The sequence below is a fragment of the Luteimonas pelagia genome, from assembly GCF_054776035.1.
In genome coordinates, this window is sequence record NZ_BAAHCG010000002.1 from 600,786 (window position 1) to 619,027 (window position 18,242).

The window sequence follows — 18,242 nt, forward strand, 5'->3', positions numbered from 1 at the left end:
CCGGCGGGCCGCCGCTGAATGCGGCGCGAAAGGCTCGCAAGTATAGCGGTTGCCGCCCTCCCGGCGGTACCGCTGCGTGCTCAGATGCCGATCGCGCGGAACTCGGTCACCGGGCGCGAGCGCTCCCAGACGCGGTCGAAGCCCTGCTGCAACTGGCGCGCGCGGCCGGGCCCGTGCGGGTCGGCCTCGCCGTCGAAGCGGTGGCCCAGGCCGCGGAAGTACCAGCCGCCGACGTCGTTCACCACGAAGGCGGACGGGTAGGCCCGGTCGACCGGGTCGTCGACCTCGCGGAAGCCGAAGACGCTGGGCAGCCGCTGCGCCAGTCCGAGCAGCGGGGCATGCGCGCGCTGCGGGGCGGCGGCGTCCTGGAGGATGAACCGTGCCTCGGCACCGCGACCCGAGGTGCCGAACGCGCGCAGGGCCTCCACCACGGGGGCGCCGTCGAACAACCCCGGGTCGAGGTCGCGGCTGTACACCCGCAGGCGCCGGCGCGCCGCGCGCACCAGGGCCGCGACGCATTCCACGGCCCGGTCGCGGTCGTCGATGCCGCGGGGCGCGTCGAGGTCCAGCGCCATCTCCTGGTGCTCGATGCCGGCCTCCGTGAATCGGGGCCCCCGGGGCAGGAACCCGTGGCGCAGGTAGAAGTCGATGGCACCGGCCTGCGCGTGGAGCGAGACGGCGTGCCAGCCGCGCTCGCGGGCGGCCTCGATGAGCGCGAGCAGCATCGCGTCGCCGACGCCCCGGTTGCGCCAGTCGGCCAGCACGGCCATCCGGCCGATGCGGCGGTCCGGGGTGAGGCGGCCGGTCCCGATCGCGCGTCCCGTCGCGTCGCGTGCGAGCACGTGGTGGCAGCGGGGATCGAGTTCGTCGACCTCCAGCGCCAGCGGCACGTTCTGCTCGCGCACGAACACCGCCTCGCGCACGGCGCGCAGGGCCTCGTGGTCGCGGGCGTAGTCGGCCGCCGTGACTTCGAATGCGCTGCCGTTGTCGGCGCCGTTCTTGGTCATGAAGCGTCCCCCGTGTCGGCGTCGTCGCCGGCTTCCAGCCGGAAATGCCCGGCCTCCACCAGTTCGAACGCAAGGTCGCGTCCGGCGGGGGACAGCGCCGCCCAGGCCGGGCCCTGGAGCATGTCCGCCGCGGCGAGCCGGCGCGCATCGGCGACCGGCGCCGGCCAGGCGCGGCCATTGGCGAACAGGCGGGCCTGGCGCTTCGCGCGCCGCCACGCCATGCGCGTGAACGGGTGCCGGTGGAGCACGCCGCCGTGCGCCATGGCCCAGTCGAATTCGATCCGCGAGGGCAGGCCGGGCGGGGCGGCGACCTCGCCCGCGCCCCGGTAGGCGCTGATGAAGCGGCCGAACCAGTCGCCGAGCCGGTCCGGATCGTTCATCCGCAGCAGGTTCAGGGCCTCGACGACGCGCGCCATGGCGTCGGCGTCGATCTCGTTCGGGTCGGCGGGCGGCACGAGGTCCGGGTCGCGGTAGCGCAACGCCTCGTCCGCCTCCGCCGCCAGCGTGTCGACGAAATCCCCCAGCAGTTCGGACGCACCGGGCGCGCGCATGCCGATGGAGAACGTCAGGCAGGCGTCCTCGGCCACGCCGTGGTGCGGCACGCCGGGCGGCAGGTACAGCATGTCGCCGGGCTCGAGCACCCACTCGTGCGAGGGCGTGAACGACTTGAGCAGCTTGAGGTCGACGTCGTCGCGGAACGCCAGGGGTGGGGCCTCGCCGGCGTCGATCAACCACCGCCGCCGGCCCTGCGCCTGCAGCAGGAACACGTCGTACTGGTCGACGTGCGCGCCGACCGAACCACCCGGCGCGGCGAAGCTCACCATCACGTCGTCGATGCGCCAGCGCGGCAGGAAGTCGAACGCCTCGAGCACCTGCGCGACGTCCGCGTCCCACTTGTCCACGTCCTGCACCAGCAGGGTCCAGTCATGGCCGGGCAGGCTGGGGAACAGCTCTTCGGGAAACGGGCCGTGCTGGAGCAGCCAGCGGTCGTCCTCCGGCTGGTGCGCGACGATGCGCGACAGCGCCGCCTCCTCGCAGGCGAGGCCGGCGAGGTCCTCGGGCGAGATCGGGGATTCGTAGCCCGGGAACGCGTTGCGGATGAGCAGCGGCTTCTTCTGCCAGTAGTCGCGCAGGAAGTCGGCCGCGGGCATGCCGAGGGGCGGCAGGTCGCGCGCGTCGACCTCGATCGGCCTCGCGGCGCCGGCGTCCTTCGCGGGCTTCCGCCGGCGCGGCGCGGCCTTGCGGGGGCGTTCGGTGGCCATGCCGCTCAGACGTCGCGCGCGAGGCGCGCGGCCAGGCCGGTGTATGTGGCGGGCGTCATGTCGAGCAGCGACCGCTTCGCGTCGGCCGGCAGGTCCAGCCCGGACACGAAGGCGCGCATCGAATCGGCGGTGATGCCCTGGCCGCGGGTGAGCGCCTTGAGCTGTTCGTAGGGATTCGGCAGGCCGTAGCGGCGCATGACCGTCTGCACGGCCTCGGCCAGGACCTCCCACGACGCGTCGAGGTCGGCGGCCAAGCGCTCGGGCGCGACCTCGAGCTTGCCCAGGCCCTTGGCGAGCGAATCCAGTGCGACCTGGGTGTGGCCGAAGGCGGTGCCGAGCGCGCGCAGCACGGTGGAGTCGGTGAGGTCGCGCTGCCAGCGGCTGATCGGCAGCTTCTCCGAGAAGTGGCCGAACAGGGCGTTGGCGACGCCGAGGTTGCCCTCCGCGTTCTCGAAGTCGATCGGGTTCACCTTGTGCGGCATCGTGCTCGAGCCGACTTCGCCTTCCTTGAGCTTCTGCTTGAAGTAGCCGAGCGAGACGTAGCCCCAGACGTCGCGGCACAGGTCGACCAGCACGGTGTTGGCGCGGCGCACGGCGTCGCCGAGCTCCGCGACGCAGTCGTGCGGTTCGATCTGGGTGGTCCAGGGGTTGAAGACCAGGCCGAGGCGGGTCACGAAGCGTTCGGCGAACGCGGGCCAGTCGACGTCGGGGTACGCGGCCACGTGGGCGTTGTAGTTGCCGACGGCGCCGTTGATCTTGCCGGTCAGTTCGACCGCGGCGACCTGGGCGCGCTGGCGTCGCAGGCGGGCGACGACGTTCGCCAGTTCCTTGCCGAGCGTGGTGGGCGAGGCGGTCTGGCCGTGCGTGCGCGAGAGCATCGGCAGTTCGGCGTTGGCATGCGCCATCGCGCGCAGGGTGTCGATGGTGCGGTCGAGGGCGCCCAGAAGGTGGTCGCGGCCTTCGGCGAGCATCAGGCCATAGGCGAGGTTGTTGATGTCCTCGCTGGTGCAGGCGAAGTGGGTGAACTCGAGCGCGGGGGCCAGCGCGGTGTCGTCGCGCAGGTGTTCCTTGATGAAGTATTCGACCGCCTTGACGTCGTGGTTGGTGGTGCGTTCGATCGCCTTGACGCGGGCGGCGTCGGTGGTCGAGAAGTGGTCGGCGATGGCGCGCAGGCGGGCGGCGGCGTCCTTCGGCAGCTCGGCGAGTTCGGGGATGCCGGGTTCGGCGGCCAGGGCGAGCAGCCATTCCACTTCGACGCGGACGCGGGCGCGGATGAGGCCGTATTCGGAGAAGACGGGGCGCAGGGGCTCGACCTTGGCGGCGTAGCGGCCGTCCAGGGGGGAGAGGGCGAGCAGCTGGGCGTCGGACATCTTCTTGGGCCTGGGGTGCGCGGGAGGGCGGACATTCTACGTTGGCGCGGGGGCCGGCCCCGATGGTTGGGCAGTCGGCAGGACTTGGGGCGGTTGTGCCGGGCTCCGGGAGGACGGCCGCGTCCTTGCGGGCACTCCTGCTCTCCGCGCGGCAGGGCGTCCTGCCCTGACGCGCGCGCAGGCCATCCGTGGCCTGCTTGACGCAGGACTGCCCGCAAGGCCCCGGCCTCACGTCATCTGTGGCGACGTCGCGTATCGAACGGGGAATGTCGGTCGGGGAACGCGTCGACACGCGGGTGATTGGCGTGGACGGGGTCGTGGTGGGGCGGGCGTATGCTGCGGTGCGGGTCTCGATGGAGCGGACGGATGGCCAGGCGTGGATTCCGGGTGGAGCGCGACAGCATGGGCGAGCTCGAGGTGCCTTCCGAGGCGCTGTGGCGGGCCCAGACGCAGCGGGCGGTGGAGAACTTCCCGGTGTCCGGGCGACCCATGCCGGCCGGGTTCGTGCATGCGCTCGGCTACATCAAGGCGGCCGCGGCGACGGTCAATGCCGGGTTCGGGATGCTGCCGAAGACGCGGGCGGCGGCGATCCGGAAGGCGGCGTTGGCGGTGGCCGCCGGCGAGCATGACGTGCAGTTCCCGGTCGACGTCTTCCAGACGGGGTCGGGGACGTCGAGCAACATGAATGCCAACGAGGTCATCGCCACGCTGGCGACGCAGGCGCTCGGCCGCGGGAAGGCGGTGCATGCGAACGACGAGGTGAACCTCGGGCAGAGCTCGAACGACGTGGTGCCGACCGCGATCCGGGTGTCGGCGATGCGGGCGCTCGACGCGGACCTGCTGCCGGCGCTCGCGCACCTGCGCCGTGCGATCGACCGCAAGGGGCGGAGCCTGCGGTCGGTGGTCAAGACCGGGCGCACGCACCTGATGGATGCGATGCCGCTGACCTTCGGGCAGGAGCTCGGGGCGTGGTCCTCGCAGCTGTCGTCGGCGCGCGGGCGGATCGAGGATGCGATGGCACGGTTGCGGCGGCTGCCGATCGGCGGGACGGCGATCGGGACGGGAATCAACGCCGATCCGCGGTTCGGGAAGGCGATGGCGAAAGCGCTCTCGGCGATTGCGGGCGTGAAGTTCGTGTCCGCGGAGGACCGGTTCGAGGGCATCGCGTCGCAGGACGACGCGGTCGAGCTGTCGGGGCAGCTCAATGCGCTTGCGGTGGCGCTGATGAAGATCGCCAACGACCTGCGGTGGATGAACTCGGGGCCGCTCGCGGGACTGGGCGAGGTCGAGCTGCCGGCCTTGCAGCCGGGCAGTTCGATCATGCCGGGCAAGGTGAACCCGGTGGTGCCCGAGGCGACCTGCATGGTCTGCGCGCAGGTCATGGGCCACCACGCCGCGGTCACCGTCGCGGGCGCGAGCGGCAACTTCCAGCTCAACGTGATGCTGCCGCTGGTCGCGGCAAACCTGCTCGAGTCGATCGCGTTGCTGTCCAATGCGATGCGCCTGCTGGCCGACACCACGATCGACGGGTTGGAGGTCCGCAGGGGCCGCGTCGGCGAGGCGCTGGAGCGCAATCCGATCCTGGTCACCGCGCTCAACCCGGTGATCGGCTACGAGAAGGCGGCGGCCATCGCCAAGCGCGCCTACGCCGAAGTGCGGCCCGTGCTGGACGTCGCCGTGGAGGCGACCGGCATGCCGGAGCGGGAGCTCCGGCGCCTGCTGGATCCGCGTGCGCTGACCGGCGCGGACCGGCGCGGAGGATCGGGGACCTCCGCATCGAAACGGAAAACGCGCCGCGGGTGACCGCGGCGCGTTGTGCGTGAGGCGGAGTGGCGGCGTGGATCAGTTGCCGGCGTCGGCCGCCGCGTCGGCTTCTTCCGCCGGATCCATGCCGGTGTCCGCGTCGTCGGCGGGCGTATCGTCGTTGCCGCCGATGTCCAGGTCGACCTTCGCGTGGCCGGTGTCGGCGCGGCATTCCTGGACGTCCTCGGTCGTGATCGTCGCGTAGGGACCGAAGGCCGGGATCGCCGCCGCGGCGCGGTCCTGCGCCTGCTTGAGCGCGGCCACGCGCAGGCAGATGCGCTCGGCTTCCAACTCGATCTTCTTCGTTTCGACCTCGACCCGCTTTTCCACGTCATCCGGGTTGCCGGAGAAGATGCCCCGGAAGGCTTCCTTGACCGCCGTGCCCGCGATCGCGACGGCCTGTCCCCCGATCGCGATGCCGGCCTCGGCGATGCCGACCAGCTCGCCGTGGTAGGCCACCAGGAGCGCGCGCTGTTCGGGCGTGGTCTCGACCACCTTGCCGTCGATGCGGAACGTGCCGTCGGGATCGATCTCGGCATCCGGTTCGCCGTCCGCGTGCAGTTCCATCGGTTCCGTGGACAGTCGGCCGCGCGCCTCCTCGAGCCCGCGCTGGACCTGGCGCTCGACGCCGGAGGCGACCGCCTCGTCCGCGTCGCGGGCGCACCCCGTGCCGGCGGCGAGCAGGAGCAGGGGCAGCAGGAGGATGGGGAGCATTTTCATCGTGGGACCTCTCGTCGGGTGTCGCCGGGTCGTGCCGGACGGTGCGCCGTCTGCGCCGGGGAAAGGGTCCGCCGCATCGCGCGGCGGACCGGAACGCATCAGGCGTCGTCGCGCCAGCGCCGCAGGCGGATGGCGCCGTAGATGAACGCCGCGCCGAACACCGCGCCGATCCACAGCTCCGGCATCGCGTAGTTCTCGAGCGTGTACGCCGGGTTGAGCAGCTGGAACACGTCGTCCGGATCCGAGACATGCGCCGCGGCGTCGCGGTAGGGGATGTGCGACCCGGGGACGGTGCCGAGCAGCAGGCGGCCCACCACGTTCGCCCAGAACCAGTCGCTGCCCAGTTCGAAGTTGCGCATCAGGTCGAACCAGCTGACGAAGATGCCCGCGAAGACCGGCAGCATGATCGCCCACAGGAACGGCTTGCTCTTCGCCCAGGCCGAGCACAGCAGCAGCCAGCCCACGGTCGGCAGCGCCCAGAGGGCATAGACCGGGATCGCGAGCAGCAGGCTGCCGGCGACCGACAGCGGGCTCGCGGGCCCCCACAGCAGGGTGAAGGGGTTGCCACCGTGCAGCAGCGCGACCAGGCTCACCAGCACGAGGAACCCGACCATCGTCGCGAGGGCCGCCGCGATGGCGAGCACCGGGGCGACGACCAGCGCGCTCGCGGCCTTGGACAGCACGGTGTCGCGGTCGGAGACCGGCAGCGACTTCCAGAACAGCACGCTGCGGTCCTTGCGCTCGTCGTACAGCGCGCCGAGGCAGTAGAAGAACACCACGAACGCGAGGACGATCAGCGGCCAGGTCGAGGCCATGAACAGGCTGGCGTCGATCGCCTTGCCCAGCTGCACCAGGTCGCCCGCGTCCATGCGCTCGGTGAGCATGCCCAGGTCGAGGCCGTTGATCACCACCTCGCCGTCGATGGCCATCTCGCCCTCGGCGATCGCCTTGCGGGCGAAGAACTCGGCGGTGACGATCCCCATCAGGCTGAGCGCGAGGAAGATCACGCCCGCCACCAGCGGCGTCCACAGGAAACCGCCCTTGTGCTCCCAGAACTCGCGCCGCAGGAGCAGCTTCAGCTTGTGCGTGGGGTGGGGCGTCGCCGCGGGATGGCGCGGGGCGGCGACGGTCTCGATGGACGCGTTCATGCGTAGGTTCCCTTCATGGTGGCGACGAACAGGTCGGCCAGGCCCGGGATCCGGGTCTCGCCGAGCTCGGACAGGCGGGCGCGAGGCACGCCGTCGAACAGCATCACGGTCTTGCCGAAGGGCAGGGACCGCTCGTCGATGGGCTGCAGCGCGCGGGCGGCCTCGGCCCGGTCGGCGTTGACCAGGACCTCGACGTAGCGCTCGCCCACCGCGTCCATCGGCGCGGACAGCACGACCTTGCCGTCGCGGATGAACATCACGTCGGTGAGGATGTGCTCGATCTCCTCGACCTGGTGGGTGGTGACCAGGATGGTCTTGCCCTCGTCGAAGTAGTCCTCCAGCAGGCGCTGGTAGAACTGCTTGCGGTAGAGGATGTCCAGGCCGAGCGTGGGCTCGTCGAGCACCAGCAGGCGGGCGTCGATGGCCATGACCAGCGCCAGGTGCAGCTGCACGATCATGCCCTTGGACAGCTCGCGGACCTTCATGTCCGGCTTGAGCTGCGTGCCCCTGAGGAAGCGCTCGCAGCGGTCGCGGTCGAAGCGCGGATGCACGCCGGCGACGAACTCGATGGCCTCGCGCACCCGCATCCAGCGCGGCAGCACGGCGACGTCGGCGATGAAGCACACGTCGTTCATCAGCTCGTCGCGCTCGGTGCGCGGATCCCTGCCCAGGACGCGGAGTTCGCCCTCGAACGGGATCAGGCCGAGGATGGCCTTGAGCGCGGTCGTCTTGCCGGCGCCGTTCGGGCCGATCAGGCCGACGATGCGCCCGGACTCGATGCGGAAGCCCGCGTCGTCGAGCGCGACCGCGTTGCGGTACACCTTGCGCAGGTTGCGCGCGGAGACGACGGTCTCGGCCGCGACCGTGGCGGTCGTGTCGTTGGCGGCGTTCACTTGGCACCTCCACGCAGCAGCTGCTCGGCCGTCAGGCCCAGGCGCGCGATGCGCTCCATGACCTGCGGCCATTCCTCCTTCAGGAACCGCTCGCGCTCGCTGGCCAGCAGTTTTTCCGAAGCCCCTTCCGTGACGAACATGCCAAGTCCCCTTCGTTTTTCGACGAGTGCCTCGTCCGCCAGTTCCTGGTAGGCGCGCGAGACGGTGATCGGGTTGAGCTGGTATTCGGCGGCGACCTGGCGCACCGAGGGCAGCGCGTCGCCGGGACGCAGCTCGCCGTCGAGCATCATCGCGACGACCCGCTCCTTGAGCTGGCGGTAGATCGGAGCGCCGTCGCTCCATTCGATGGCGGTCATGGGTCAGCCCCGTGCGAACGAGAAGTAGGGGACCAGCACCGCGCGGCGGCTGCGATGGGCCCCGTTGCGGCCGGGACGGCTGGCGTCGATCGCGCGGTCGACGGCCTCGAGGACCGGGATGCCGGCGTCGGCGTCGGCGGTCGCGTCGTCGCGATCGGGGGCGGGAACGCCCGCGGTGACCGTGTCGGCGACGGCGGGCGCGAGGGCGCCGGACGGGCTGCCGGCCATCGCGGCCAGGACCAGCATCGCGCCGCTCGCGGACAACGCCAGGAAGCTGTTGTGGAGCCTGCGGTTCATGGGGGACGTCCTGCTCTGGGTGATCGGTGTTGTATGCAACTATAACACCAAAACACGGCCGGTCAAGCCCGCGGGACCCAACTGATGGCAGGGGGCCGCGGGGCGCCGGCCCGCGGGGCCGCTAGGATGGCTGCAGTCCCCGCGAGGTCCCCACCGATGCCGCCGACCCGCTACCCCCGTCCCCGGCGTGCCCGCGCCTTTGTCCGGCATGCCGCGTTGGCTGCCGTGCTCCTGCTTTCCGCCCCCGCCACCTGGGCGGGGGACTCGCTGCTCGACCATCGCTACCGGCCGCTGGCCGGCAAGGACCCGGTGCACCTCGCCACGACGTACGGCGGCGACGTGCTGCTGGTGGTCAATACCGCGAGCAAGTGCGGGTTCACTCCGCAGTTCGAGGGGCTCGAGGCGCTGCACGCGCGCTACGCGTCGCGCGGGTTCGCGGTGCTCGGCTTTCCCTCGGGCGACTTCAAGGCGCAGGAGTTCGAGGACGAAGCGGCGATCCGCGAGTTCTGCACGCTGACCTACGGCGTGCGCTTCCCGATGTTCGAGAAGGTGCACGTGGTCGGGGCGGGCGCGACGCCCTTGTACAGGGCGCTCGAACGGGCCACGGGGGAGGCGCCGGCGTGGAACTTCCACAAGTACCTGGTCGCGCGCGATGGACGGGTGCTGCGCAGCTTCGGCAGCCGTGTCGCGCCGGACGACCCCGCCCTCGTGGCGGCCATCGAATCCGCGCTGGACGCACCCCGCCCCGGTGGCGACTGAACGCGACCCGGGCCTCGCGTTGCCCCGGCCCGCGGTCGCCATGACAATGCAGGGCCCCGTGCGCGGCGTCGCCGCCCGGCCATCCAGACACGATCCGCAGGAGTTCACCGAATGAAGATCCGCACGCGCGCACCGCTCGCGCTGTTGCTTGCCGCGAGTGCGCTCGGGGCCGCCACGACCGTGGCCGCGCAGGACGCGCCGCCGGCGGCGCAGGCGGCGACGAGCCTTTCCGGCGAGCGCGAGCGCGCCAGCTACATGGTCGGCATGGACGTGGGCGGCTCGATCGCGCCGGTCGGGCCGGACCTGGACTTCGAGGCGTTCGAGCGTGCGATCCGCAACGCGTTCGCCGGCGGCGAGCCGCTGCTGGCGGACGCCGAGGTCCAGCCGGTCGCACAGGCACTGATGCAGCGCATCGCCGCGCGCTCCGGGCAGGGCGCCGCGGGCGCGACGCCCCCCACGGTCGACCGCGAGAAGGTCGGCCTGCTGGTGGGCACGGACGTCGGCCGTTCGTTGAAGCCGATTTCGGACGAGCTCGACCTGGCGGTCGTCCTGCAGGCGGTGCGCACGCGGATCGACGGTGGCACGCCGCTGCTCGACGAGGCCGAGGCGGCCGCCGTGCGCCAGGCGTTCTCCGCGCGCATCCAGGACCGGATGCAGGCGAAGCAGGCGGAACTGGCCCGCACCAACCTCGCCGAGGGCGAGGCGTTCCTCGCCGGGAACCGGGGCAAGACGGGCGTGCAGGTGACCGGGAGCGGCCTCCAGTACCGCGTGCTCCGGCAGGGCGCGGGCGCGCGCCCCGCGCCGACCGACCGCGTCCGCGTGCATTACCAGGGCGCGTTGCTCGATGGCACGGTGTTCGACAGTTCCTACGAGCGCGGCGCACCGGCCGAGTTCGCCCTGTCGCAGGTCGTGCCCGGCTGGACCGAGGGCGTCGGGCTGATGCCCGTCGGCGGCAAGTACCGCTTCTGGATCCCCGCCGCGCTCGCCTATGGCGAGGCGGGAACCCCGGGCGGACCCATCGGTCCGAACGCGACGCTCGTCTTCGACGTCGAACTGCTCGACATCCTCTGAGCGGGCCCGCGGCCGGCCGGCCACGAAATTCCCCCGCCGCGCGCCGTCCGGGCGCGTGGACGACCCACCAATGGAGCCAACGATGACCAAGTTCCCCGCGCGCGCCGCCGGCGCGCTCTCCGCCCTCGCGCTCGCCACCGCGCTCGCCGCGTGCCAGCCGGTCGACGACGCCGACGAGGCCAAGCCGGCCGCCGAAGGTGCCGAAGCCGCCGCCGAGGGCGCCGAGGCCATCGCCGGCCTGCCCACCGAGAAGGACCAGGTCAGCTACATGGTCGGCATGGACCTGGGCGAGTCGCTGCGCCCGATCGCCGACGAGGTCGACCTCGACACCGTCGTCGAGGCGATGCGCACCTCCATCGCCGAGGGCGAGGCGAAGCTGACCGACGTGCAGCGCCAGGCGGTGCGCGAGCGCTTCAGCCAGCGGCTGATGGAGAAGCGCCAGGCCGAGGCGAAGGCGAAAGCCGAGGAGAACCTGGCGGCCGGCGAGGCGTTCCTGGCCGAAAACGCGAAGAAGGAAGGCGTCCAGGTGACCGGGTCCGGCCTGCAGTACCAGGTGCTGCAGGCGGGCGACGGCCCGCGGCCGGACGCCGGCGACGTCGTGCGCGTGCACTACCAGGGCGCGCTGCTGGACGGCACCGTGTTCGACAGTTCGATCGAGCGGGGCCAGCCGGCCGACATCCCGGTCGCCCAGGTCGTTCCGGGCTGGCAGGAAGGCATCGCGCTGATGCCGGTGGGCAGCAAGTACCGGCTGTGGATCCCGGCCAAGCTCGCCTACGGCGAATCGGGCACGCCGGGCGGCCCGATCCCGCCCAACGCCACGCTGGTGTTCGAGGTCGAACTGCTCGAGATCCTGGACACGCCGGCCCAGTAACCGGAACGGACGTGGTGGCGGCTGTCATCCGCCGCCGCCACGCTTCGTGCTCCCAACGGAGGACGACGGGCGATGCGCATCGCGATTTTCGGTACCGGGTACGTCGGACTGGTGACGGGCGCATGCCTGGCGGACGTGGGCCACGACGTCGCATGCGTGGACATCGACCACGCCCGCATCGACGCGTTGCGTGCCGGCCGCGTGCCCATCCACGAGGCGGGGCTCGATCCGCTCGTCGCGTCGAACCTCGCCGCGGGGCGCCTGGGGTTCACCACGTCGCCGGACGAGGCGCTGGCATCGGCCGACGTGGCGATGATCGCGGTCGGCACGCCACCGGGCGAGGATGGCGCCGCCGACCTCCGGCACGTGCTCGCGGTCGCGCGGACGATCGGAGAGCACGTGGAGGCGCCCCTGCTGGTGGTGGTCAAGTCGACGGTGCCGGTGGGCACCACGGACCAGGTGCGCGACGTCATCGCCAGGACCCTTTCCGCGCGCGGTGCGGCGGTGGAGGTGGACGTCGCCTCGAATCCGGAGTTCCTGAAGGAAGGCGCCGCGGTCGAGGACTTCATGCGGCCCGACCGGATCGTGGTGGGCACCGATGGCGGCCGTGCGCTGGAGACGCTCAGGCGGCTCTACGCACCCTTCAACCGGCGACGCGACCGGCTGGTGCCGATGGACGTGCGCTCGGCCGAACTCACCAAGTACGCCGCCAACGCCATGCTGGCCGCGCGCATCAGCCTGATGAACGAGATCGCGTCGATCGCCTCGCACGTCGGCGCGGACGTCGAACTGGTGCGCCAGGGCATCGGCGCCGATCCCCGGATCGGCCTGCAGTTCCTGTATCCCGGCGCGGGCTACGGCGGGTCCTGCTTCCCCAAGGACGTCCGCGCGTTGGCGGCGACGGCGCGGCGCAGCGGCGCCGAACCGCGGATGCTGGACGCGGTGGAGGCGGTGAACGAAGCGCAGAAGCAGGTGCTGCCACGCCTGATCGAGGCGTTCTTCGCCGGCGCGGCGGGCCTGGCAGGCCGCACGATCGCGGTCTGGGGGCTTGCGTTCAAGCCGGGCACCGACGACATGCGGGAAGCGCCGAGCCGCGCATTGCTCGAGGCGCTGTGGGCGGCTGGCGCGCGCGTGCGCGCGCACGATCCCGCAGCGATGGCCGAGGCGCGACGCCTGTACGGTGCGCGCGACGACCTCGTGCTCTGCGACGACCCCTACGCGGCGCTCGACGGGGCCGACGCCCTCGTGGTGGTGACGGAGTGGAAGGCCTATCGCAGCCCCGACTTCGAACGGCTGCGCGCCGCACTGGCCGACGCGGTCGTGTTCGACGGTCGCAACATCTACGACCCCGCGCACGTCGAAGCGCACGGGCTTGCCTACCATGGCATCGGGCGTGGCCGGCGGCCGCGCGGACAGGAGGCCGGATGAACCCGGAAGACGCCATCGACGTGCGATTCTCCGCGCTGGAATCGCGCATCGCGTTCCAGGAACAGGCGATCAACGAGCTCAGCGACGCGCTGGCCGCCGCGCGGGACGAGGAGGCGCGCAATGCGCTGCTGCTGCATCGCGCGCTGGAGGAACTGCGCGAGCTCCGGCTGGCGCTGTCCGCCGGCCCCGGGGGGATCGACACCGCGCACGAGCGCCCGCCGCACTATTGAGCCGGGGCGGGTATCCTCCGCCCCCGCACGATCCGATACCACCGCGACACGCATGAGCGATTCCCTCCGCGACCAGCTGCTCGGCCTCGGCTTCAAGGCGCCGGCCCCTCCCCAACGCAAGGACGCCCGCAAGGACGCCCGCAAGGGCGGGCGCGGGGGGCAGCCGTCCGGTCCCCCGGCCGGCAAGCCGTCCGGCCGCGGGGGCCAGCGCCCACCGCGCGGGCAGAAGTCGCGCGAGGACATCGACCTCGCAAAGGCCTATGCGATCCGCGCGCAGCGCGAGAAGGACGAGCGCATCGCCGCCGAGCAGGCGAGGCAGGCCGCCGCGCGGGCGCGCCGCGAGGCCCTGGCGCGGGTCGAGGCGATGGTGTCCGGCCATGCACTCAACGATGCCGAGGCGGACATCGCGAGGCACTTCGAGTACGGCGGCCGGATCAAGCGCGTCTACGTCACGCGGGCACAGCTCGAGGCCCTGAACGCGGGGCGGCTGGGCGTGGTGCAGTTGCGCGGCCGGTACCTCCTCGTCGAAGCGGCCCTGCTCGACGACGTGGGGGCGGTGTTCGCCGACGCGGTGGCGTTGCGCGTCGACCCGACGGCGGCGGCGGGGGACGATCCCTACGCGGATCCCCGCTACCAGGTGCCCGACGACCTGACCTGGTGACTGGCCGCCGCGCGGCGCGCGCGGCGTTTCCGCGGCTGCGACGGTCCCAATCCGTGGGCCCCGGAACCTGTCGGTGCCTCCAGTCGGTGCACGCGCCCGCCGGTGGTTCGTGTCCGCGGCCCCGACGGGCCACGGGCCGCCCGGTGGCGCGCGCTACTGGGCCTTCCTGAGCTACAGCCACGCCGACCGCCGCGTCGCGGCGCGGCTCCATCGCGCGCTGGAGTCCTACCGGTTGCCGCCGGACGTGGCGGGGCAGCCCGGGCGCGACGGTCCGGTGCCCCCGCGCCTGCATCCGGTGTTCCGCGACCGGGCCGAACTCGGTGCCGATGCCGTGCTGGGCGAGGCCGTGAATGCGGCGCTGTCGGGAAGCCGTGCCCTCGTGGTGCTGTGCTCCCCGGACGCGGCGGCCTCGCCCTGGGTCGACGCGGAGGCGACCGCCTTCGCGCGGTTGCGCCCTGGCGCGCCGGTGCTGTGCGTGCTTCTGGCGGACGCGATGCCGGCCGGCGACGGACGACGGCCGCCGTGGCACGAGACCCTGCCGCCTTCGTTGCGTGCGCGCTTCGCGGCGGACGGCGGCGTCGACGGCCTGGCGCCCGTGGCGGTCGACCTCCGTCCCGGCGGCGACGGCTGGCGCCTCGGGGTGCTGAAACTTGTCGCCGGGCTCGCGGGCGTTCCGTTGGACCGCCTCGTCCGTCGCGACGCCTCGCGGCGCCACCAGCGGCTTGCCTGGCTGACGGGTGCGCTGGGGCTCGCCGCGGGCGCGTTCGCGCTGCTGGCCTGGGTGGCGGTGCAGTCTCGCGATGCGGCGCGTGCGCAACGCCTGCAGGCCGAGGGGCTGGTCGAGTTCATGCTCGGCGACCTGCGCGACCGGTTGGAGCCGGTGGGACGGCTGGATGCGCTCGAAGGCGTCGGGGCGCGGGCACTGGCCTACTACGAAAGCCAGGATCCGAAGGCGCTCGACGACGCCTCCCTCGCGCGCCGCGCGGCGGCACAGCGCCTGATCGGGGAGATCGACGCGCGCCGGGGAGACGACCGCGATGCCCTGGAAGCGTTCCGGAACGCGCGCGCCACGACCGCGGAACTGCTCGCGCGCCGGCCTGGGGATGCGGACCGCATCTACGACCACGCGCAGAGCGTCTTCTGGGTGGGGTACCACGCCTGGCAACGGGGCGAGTTCGAGGATGCGGAACGTGCGATGCACGCCTACCGCGACCTGGCGGGCCGGCTGGTCGAGATGGCGCCCGGCAACGTCGAGTACCAGGTCGAGCTCGCCAGCGCGCATTCCAACCTCGGCGTGATGCTGCTCGACCAGGGACGGGTGGAGGAGGCGATCGTCCAGTTCGAGCGCGCGCGCAGGATCCAGTCGGCGCTGCCGGATGGCGACCCCGCCAATGCGCTGCTGCTCGGACAGGGGCTTTCCTGGCTCTCCACCGCGTTGTCGCTCGAGCTCAGGCTCGCCGATGCGACCGCGACGCGACGGGAGGAAATCGCGCTGTACGAAGCCCTGCTCTTGCGTGATCCGCGCCACGCCCTCGCGCTGGAACGGATGGCCCTGGCACGGCGGTTCCTCGCGGAACTGCTGCGCGATGCGGGCGACGCGACCGCGGCACGACGGGAGGCCGAACGCTCCGCGGCGATCGCGGAGGCCCAGCTGGTCCTGGAGCCGGACAACGCCGATTGGCAACTGGCGGCCGCGAAGGCCTGGCTGCTCCTCGCGCGGTTCGCGATGGCGGCGGAGGATCCGGGCGCCGCGCGCGCGGGACTGGAGGCGAACGCCGGACGCATGGACGCCTGGCGTGCCGAGCGTCCCGATGCGTGGGCATGGCAGGTCGAGGTGCCTGCGACACGCGCCACCCTCGAATCGGACCTGGCGCGTGCCGCGGGCGACCGGGCACGCGCGCTCGCGATCGCACGGTCGGTCCTCGAGGCGGTCGATGCCGCCATCGGGAATCGCGTGCAGGCGCGCAAGGCGGTGCAGTGGCGGATCCCGCTGCTCGGGCGGATCGCCGAACTCCAGCCCGGGGCTCCGGCGGGGGATGGCGGTCGGATGCGCGCTGCCTGGTCACGCGTGATCGAGGCGGCCGGCAACGGCGCCGAAGGCGCGGAGGCAGTGGCGTGGTCTGCGCGCGCGTGGGCGGCCCTGGGTGACGGCGCGCGCGCCCGCGCGGCATGGGCGCGCCTGCGCGAGGCGGGCTACGACGTGCCGCCGACGGAACCGGAAGGCAACGCGTCCCGCGTTGCCGGGCAAGGAGAGTGAGATGGGTGCATCCAGGATCATCGACATCGACGTGGCGATCGAGGAAACCGGGGGCCGCCGGGGGGGCAGCGCACAGGGGCCGCCGGTCGCGTTCCGCTACCGGTCGGACTCGGGGGCGGTCAACGCCGACGGGACCATCGACCTGCGCAAGGTCCAGGCCGGCGATGTCACGTTGCGGTTCAACCTCGTCGACGAAGAAGCGGCATTCCTGCCGGCGTCGACGTTCTGGCTGCTGAAGGTGCCGCGCGATGCACCGAAGGGTCCGCCGGCCTGCCCGGACCGCAAGCGTGCCTACCGCTCGTTCCCGGCCATCCGCCGGAAACGTCCGCGGACCCTGGAAGTGGACGACGCGAACGCCGACCATGCGCGCTACGCCTACGCGCTGCGCTGCACCTACCGCGGCCGGAAGGTGATGCACGATCCCGTGATCATCAACCAGTGAGCGAAGGCGCGCAGCGGTCCGTCGCCACGCGGCTGGTGGTGGGGGTCACCAGCCACAGGGACCTCCGCCCCGAGGCGGTGCCGGCGCTGCGTGCGCGGGTGCACGACGTCCTCGCCGGGCTGTTCGCGGCCTATCCACGGTTGCAGCCCGTGCTGCTGTCGCCGCTGGCCGAAGGCGGCGACCGGCTCGCGGCCGAAGTCGGCCTCGAGCTCGGCGCGGAACTGGTGGTCCCGCTGCCGTTCGATCCCGCCGCGTACCGCGAGGACTTCGTCGACGACGCATCCCGCGCGCATTTCGACGCCTTGCTGTCGCGGGCGTCCAGGATCACGTCGATCGCGTCCAGGCACCACGCACCCGGGGCGCGCCACGGGCCGGAGCGCGACCGGCAGTACCTCCAGGCAGGCCTTTACGTGGCGAACCACTGCCACGTGCTGCTGGCGATGTGGGATGGCAGGGCCGCGGGCGGGACCGGTGGCACTGCGCAGATCGTCCGCTACCACCTCGGGGGCGCGCTGCCCGGGGCGCGCCGGGCACGCGACAACATGCGCACCGTGCTCGCGGGCGACGACGACAGCCTGGCCCTGCACCTCCCGATCGACCGCCGGACCTCGGCGTCCCGTGGCCCGGCCCGCGAGCCGGAATGGCTCACGTGCAGCGGGTCCCGGCCGGTCGCCGAAGGGCTGCCCGGGGAGTTCGCGGCGATCTTCGCGCGCATGGACGCGTTCGAGGCGGATCGACGGCGGCTGCGGCCCGGCACCGACGCCGACATCGACGACCCCGTCTGCCGGCTGATGCACCAGGCCGACCTGCTCGCGATCGGGCAACAGCGCCGGATGCTGCTGGCCGTCCGCGGGATCCACGGGCTCGCGCTGCTGATGGGCCTGGCCTTCCTGCTCTATTCGGACCTGGGGGCCCCGGACTGGATGCTGTGGCTGTTCCTCCTGTTCTTCGTGCTCGGCCTGGCCACGGCGGGACTGGCAAGCCGCAACGACTGGCACCGGAAGTACGTGGACTACCGCGCACTCGCCGAGGGCCTGCGGGTGCAGGCCTTCTGGCGGCGCGCAGGCCTCTCCGCGATCGGCGCGCCCGAGTTCGCGCACGACAACTTCCTGCAGAAGCAGGACGTGGAGCTGGCCTGGATCCGCAACGTGATGCGGCAGGCCGAATTGTTGGCGCCGCGGGTGCAGCCCGGCGACGTCGCGCTCGACGACGTCGTGGAGGAGTGGGTGGGTCGGCCTGGGGTCGGCGGCCAACTCGCGTACTACGCGCGCAAGTCCGCCGAGCACGCGCGCCACCACCTGCGCACGCGGGCGATCGGCCATGCGTGCCTCTGGGCGGGCATCGCGCTGAGCGTCGTACTGGTGCTGTTCGCCCGCGGGCTGGAAGGGTTCACCCAGGACGTCCTGGTGTCCCTGATGGGTGCCTTTTCCCTGATCGCGGCGGTCCGCGAGGCCTACGCCTACCGCAAGGCCGACCGCGAACTGGTGCGGCAATACCGGTTCATGCACCGGATCTACCGGAATGCGCGCGGCGCGCTCGATTCCGCGGGAAGCGACGCCGAACGCGCCGAGATCCTGCGCGCGCTGGGCGAGGCCGCGCTGGCGGAGCATGCGGAATGGACGCTGATGCACCGGGAGCGGACCGTGGAGCACGGCCGGCCCTGACGC

18 protein-coding genes are annotated in these 18,242 nt (G+C 72.4%); 10 read left to right on the forward strand and 8 right to left on the reverse strand.

All coding sequences use genetic code 11. From position 1 onward, the window contains the following. Nucleotides 1-80 precede the first annotated feature (80 nt). Genes ACYU7H_RS08035 through purB form a run of 3 tightly spaced genes read right to left on the reverse strand, consistent with a single transcriptional unit; the run spans nucleotide 81 to nucleotide 3,639 of the window. Nucleotides 81-1,007, reverse strand: coding sequence for a GNAT family N-acetyltransferase (locus ACYU7H_RS08035; RefSeq protein WP_460813713.1), 927 nt, complete (start codon nucleotides 1,005-1,007; stop codon nucleotides 81-83). Further along, nucleotides 1,004-2,269, reverse strand: coding sequence for a JmjC domain-containing protein (locus ACYU7H_RS08040; RefSeq protein ID WP_460813715.1), 1,266 nt, complete (start codon nucleotides 2,267-2,269; stop codon nucleotides 1,004-1,006). The genes ACYU7H_RS08035 and ACYU7H_RS08040 overlap by 4 nt, the downstream gene beginning before the upstream one ends. A 5-nt stretch (nucleotides 2,270-2,274) precedes the next feature. Further along, nucleotides 2,275-3,639, reverse strand: a complete 1,365-nt coding sequence (purB, locus tag ACYU7H_RS08045) for an adenylosuccinate lyase (protein ID WP_460813716.1) — start codon at nucleotides 3,637-3,639, stop codon at nucleotides 2,275-2,277. A gap of 366 nt (nucleotides 3,640-4,005) precedes the next feature. Here purB and ACYU7H_RS08050 point away from each other — a divergent pair, with 366 nt between their 5' ends. Beyond that, nucleotides 4,006-5,442 (forward strand): class II fumarate hydratase, encoded by a 1,437-nt coding sequence (locus tag ACYU7H_RS08050; protein ID WP_460813718.1) that lies wholly within the window; start codon nucleotides 4,006-4,008, stop codon nucleotides 5,440-5,442. 39 nt (nucleotides 5,443-5,481) lie between these two features. Here the strand turns inward: ACYU7H_RS08050 and ACYU7H_RS08055 are convergent, their stop codons facing one another. From ACYU7H_RS08055 to ACYU7H_RS08075, 5 genes are all read right to left on the reverse strand, one after another. Then, nucleotides 5,482-6,162 carry a YggN family protein gene (locus ACYU7H_RS08055; RefSeq protein WP_460813720.1) on the reverse strand — a complete coding sequence of 227 codons (681 nt, stop codon included), beginning with the start codon at nucleotides 6,160-6,162 and terminating at the stop codon, nucleotides 5,482-5,484. 98 nt (nucleotides 6,163-6,260) lie between these two features. Beyond that, a complete protein-coding gene (locus tag ACYU7H_RS08060; protein WP_460813722.1) occupies nucleotides 6,261-7,310 on the reverse strand; it encodes a hypothetical protein in 1,050 nt (349 codons plus the stop codon). Next, a complete protein-coding gene (locus ACYU7H_RS08065; RefSeq protein ID WP_460813724.1) occupies nucleotides 7,307-8,203 on the reverse strand; it encodes an ABC transporter ATP-binding protein in 897 nt (298 codons plus the stop codon). The genes ACYU7H_RS08060 and ACYU7H_RS08065 overlap by 4 nt, the downstream gene beginning before the upstream one ends. Further along, the gene (locus ACYU7H_RS08070) at nucleotides 8,200-8,559 is read right to left on the reverse strand and encodes a GntR family transcriptional regulator (RefSeq protein ID WP_460813726.1); all 360 of its coding nucleotides are present in this window, start codon (nucleotides 8,557-8,559) and stop codon (nucleotides 8,200-8,202) included. The genes ACYU7H_RS08065 and ACYU7H_RS08070 overlap by 4 nt, the downstream gene beginning before the upstream one ends. 3 nt (nucleotides 8,560-8,562) lie before the next feature. After that, nucleotides 8,563-8,856, reverse strand: a complete 294-nt coding sequence (locus ACYU7H_RS08075) for a hypothetical protein (protein ID WP_460813728.1) — start codon at nucleotides 8,854-8,856, stop codon at nucleotides 8,563-8,565. A 156-nt stretch (nucleotides 8,857-9,012) separates the two neighbouring features. Between ACYU7H_RS08075 and ACYU7H_RS08080 the strand changes: the two genes are divergently transcribed. From ACYU7H_RS08080 to ACYU7H_RS08120, 9 genes are all read left to right on the forward strand, one after another. Next, on the forward strand, nucleotides 9,013-9,615 hold the full coding sequence (locus tag ACYU7H_RS08080; protein WP_460813730.1) for a glutathione peroxidase: 603 nt from the start codon (nucleotides 9,013-9,015) through the stop codon (nucleotides 9,613-9,615). Nucleotides 9,616-9,726: 111 nt separating this feature from the next. Further along, a complete protein-coding gene (locus tag ACYU7H_RS08085) occupies nucleotides 9,727-10,686 on the forward strand; it encodes an FKBP-type peptidyl-prolyl cis-trans isomerase N-terminal domain-containing protein (RefSeq protein ID WP_460813732.1) in 960 nt (319 codons plus the stop codon). 82 nt (nucleotides 10,687-10,768) lie between these two features. After that, the gene (locus ACYU7H_RS08090) at nucleotides 10,769-11,557 is read left to right on the forward strand and encodes an FKBP-type peptidyl-prolyl cis-trans isomerase (protein WP_460813734.1); all 789 of its coding nucleotides are present in this window, start codon (nucleotides 10,769-10,771) and stop codon (nucleotides 11,555-11,557) included. Nucleotides 11,558-11,629: 72 nt separating this feature from the next. After that, on the forward strand, nucleotides 11,630-12,985 hold the full coding sequence (locus tag ACYU7H_RS08095; RefSeq protein WP_460813735.1) for a UDP-glucose dehydrogenase family protein: 1,356 nt from the start codon (nucleotides 11,630-11,632) through the stop codon (nucleotides 12,983-12,985). Then, on the forward strand, nucleotides 12,982-13,215 hold the full coding sequence (locus ACYU7H_RS08100) for a SlyX family protein (protein ID WP_460813737.1): 234 nt from the start codon (nucleotides 12,982-12,984) through the stop codon (nucleotides 13,213-13,215). Before ACYU7H_RS08095 ends, ACYU7H_RS08100 begins: the two co-directional genes overlap by 4 nt. A 52-nt stretch (nucleotides 13,216-13,267) precedes the next feature. Then, complete coding sequence (locus ACYU7H_RS08105) at nucleotides 13,268-13,876, forward strand: DUF2058 domain-containing protein (protein WP_460813738.1); 609 nt, start codon at nucleotides 13,268-13,270, stop codon at nucleotides 13,874-13,876. 73 nt (nucleotides 13,877-13,949) lie between these two features. Beyond that, entirely contained in the window at nucleotides 13,950-16,133 is a 2,184-nt protein-coding gene (locus ACYU7H_RS08110) for a TIR domain-containing protein (RefSeq protein WP_460813739.1), read from the forward strand. A 1-nt stretch (nucleotide 16,134) separates the two neighbouring features. Continuing rightward, on the forward strand, nucleotides 16,135-16,575 hold the full coding sequence (locus ACYU7H_RS08115; RefSeq protein WP_460813741.1) for a hypothetical protein: 441 nt from the start codon (nucleotides 16,135-16,137) through the stop codon (nucleotides 16,573-16,575). Beyond that, the gene (locus ACYU7H_RS08120) at nucleotides 16,572-18,239 is read left to right on the forward strand and encodes a hypothetical protein (protein ID WP_460813742.1); all 1,668 of its coding nucleotides are present in this window, start codon (nucleotides 16,572-16,574) and stop codon (nucleotides 18,237-18,239) included. The genes ACYU7H_RS08115 and ACYU7H_RS08120 overlap by 4 nt, the downstream gene beginning before the upstream one ends. Nucleotides 18,240-18,242: the final 3 nt, after the last annotated feature.

Coding starts and splice junctions, on each gene's coding strand:
- ACYU7H_RS08105 (WP_460813738.1), top strand. CDS start 13,268: ATGAGCGATTCCCTCCGCGACCAGCTGCTCGGCCTCGGCTTCAAGGCG.
- ACYU7H_RS08095 (WP_460813735.1), top strand. CDS start 11,630: ATGCGCATCGCGATTTTCGGTACCGGGTACGTCGGACTGGTGACGGGC.
- purB (WP_460813716.1), bottom strand. CDS start 3,639: ATGTCCGACGCCCAGCTGCTCGCCCTCTCCCCCCTGGACGGCCGCTAC.
- ACYU7H_RS08080 (WP_460813730.1), top strand. CDS start 9,013: ATGCCGCCGACCCGCTACCCCCGTCCCCGGCGTGCCCGCGCCTTTGTC.
- ACYU7H_RS08040 (WP_460813715.1), bottom strand. CDS start 2,269: ATGGCCACCGAACGCCCCCGCAAGGCCGCGCCGCGCCGGCGGAAGCCC.
- ACYU7H_RS08055 (WP_460813720.1), bottom strand. CDS start 6,162: ATGAAAATGCTCCCCATCCTCCTGCTGCCCCTGCTCCTGCTCGCCGCC.
- ACYU7H_RS08035 (WP_460813713.1), bottom strand. CDS start 1,007: ATGACCAAGAACGGCGCCGACAACGGCAGCGCATTCGAAGTCACGGCG.
- ACYU7H_RS08085 (WP_460813732.1), top strand. CDS start 9,727: ATGAAGATCCGCACGCGCGCACCGCTCGCGCTGTTGCTTGCCGCGAGT.
- ACYU7H_RS08115 (WP_460813741.1), top strand. CDS start 16,135: ATGGGTGCATCCAGGATCATCGACATCGACGTGGCGATCGAGGAAACC.
- ACYU7H_RS08075 (WP_460813728.1), bottom strand. CDS start 8,856: ATGAACCGCAGGCTCCACAACAGCTTCCTGGCGTTGTCCGCGAGCGGC.
- ACYU7H_RS08060 (WP_460813722.1), bottom strand. CDS start 7,310: ATGAACGCGTCCATCGAGACCGTCGCCGCCCCGCGCCATCCCGCGGCG.
- ACYU7H_RS08070 (WP_460813726.1), bottom strand. CDS start 8,559: ATGACCGCCATCGAATGGAGCGACGGCGCTCCGATCTACCGCCAGCTC.
- ACYU7H_RS08050 (WP_460813718.1), top strand. CDS start 4,006: ATGGCCAGGCGTGGATTCCGGGTGGAGCGCGACAGCATGGGCGAGCTC.
- ACYU7H_RS08090 (WP_460813734.1), top strand. CDS start 10,769: ATGACCAAGTTCCCCGCGCGCGCCGCCGGCGCGCTCTCCGCCCTCGCG.
- ACYU7H_RS08100 (WP_460813737.1), top strand. CDS start 12,982: ATGAACCCGGAAGACGCCATCGACGTGCGATTCTCCGCGCTGGAATCG.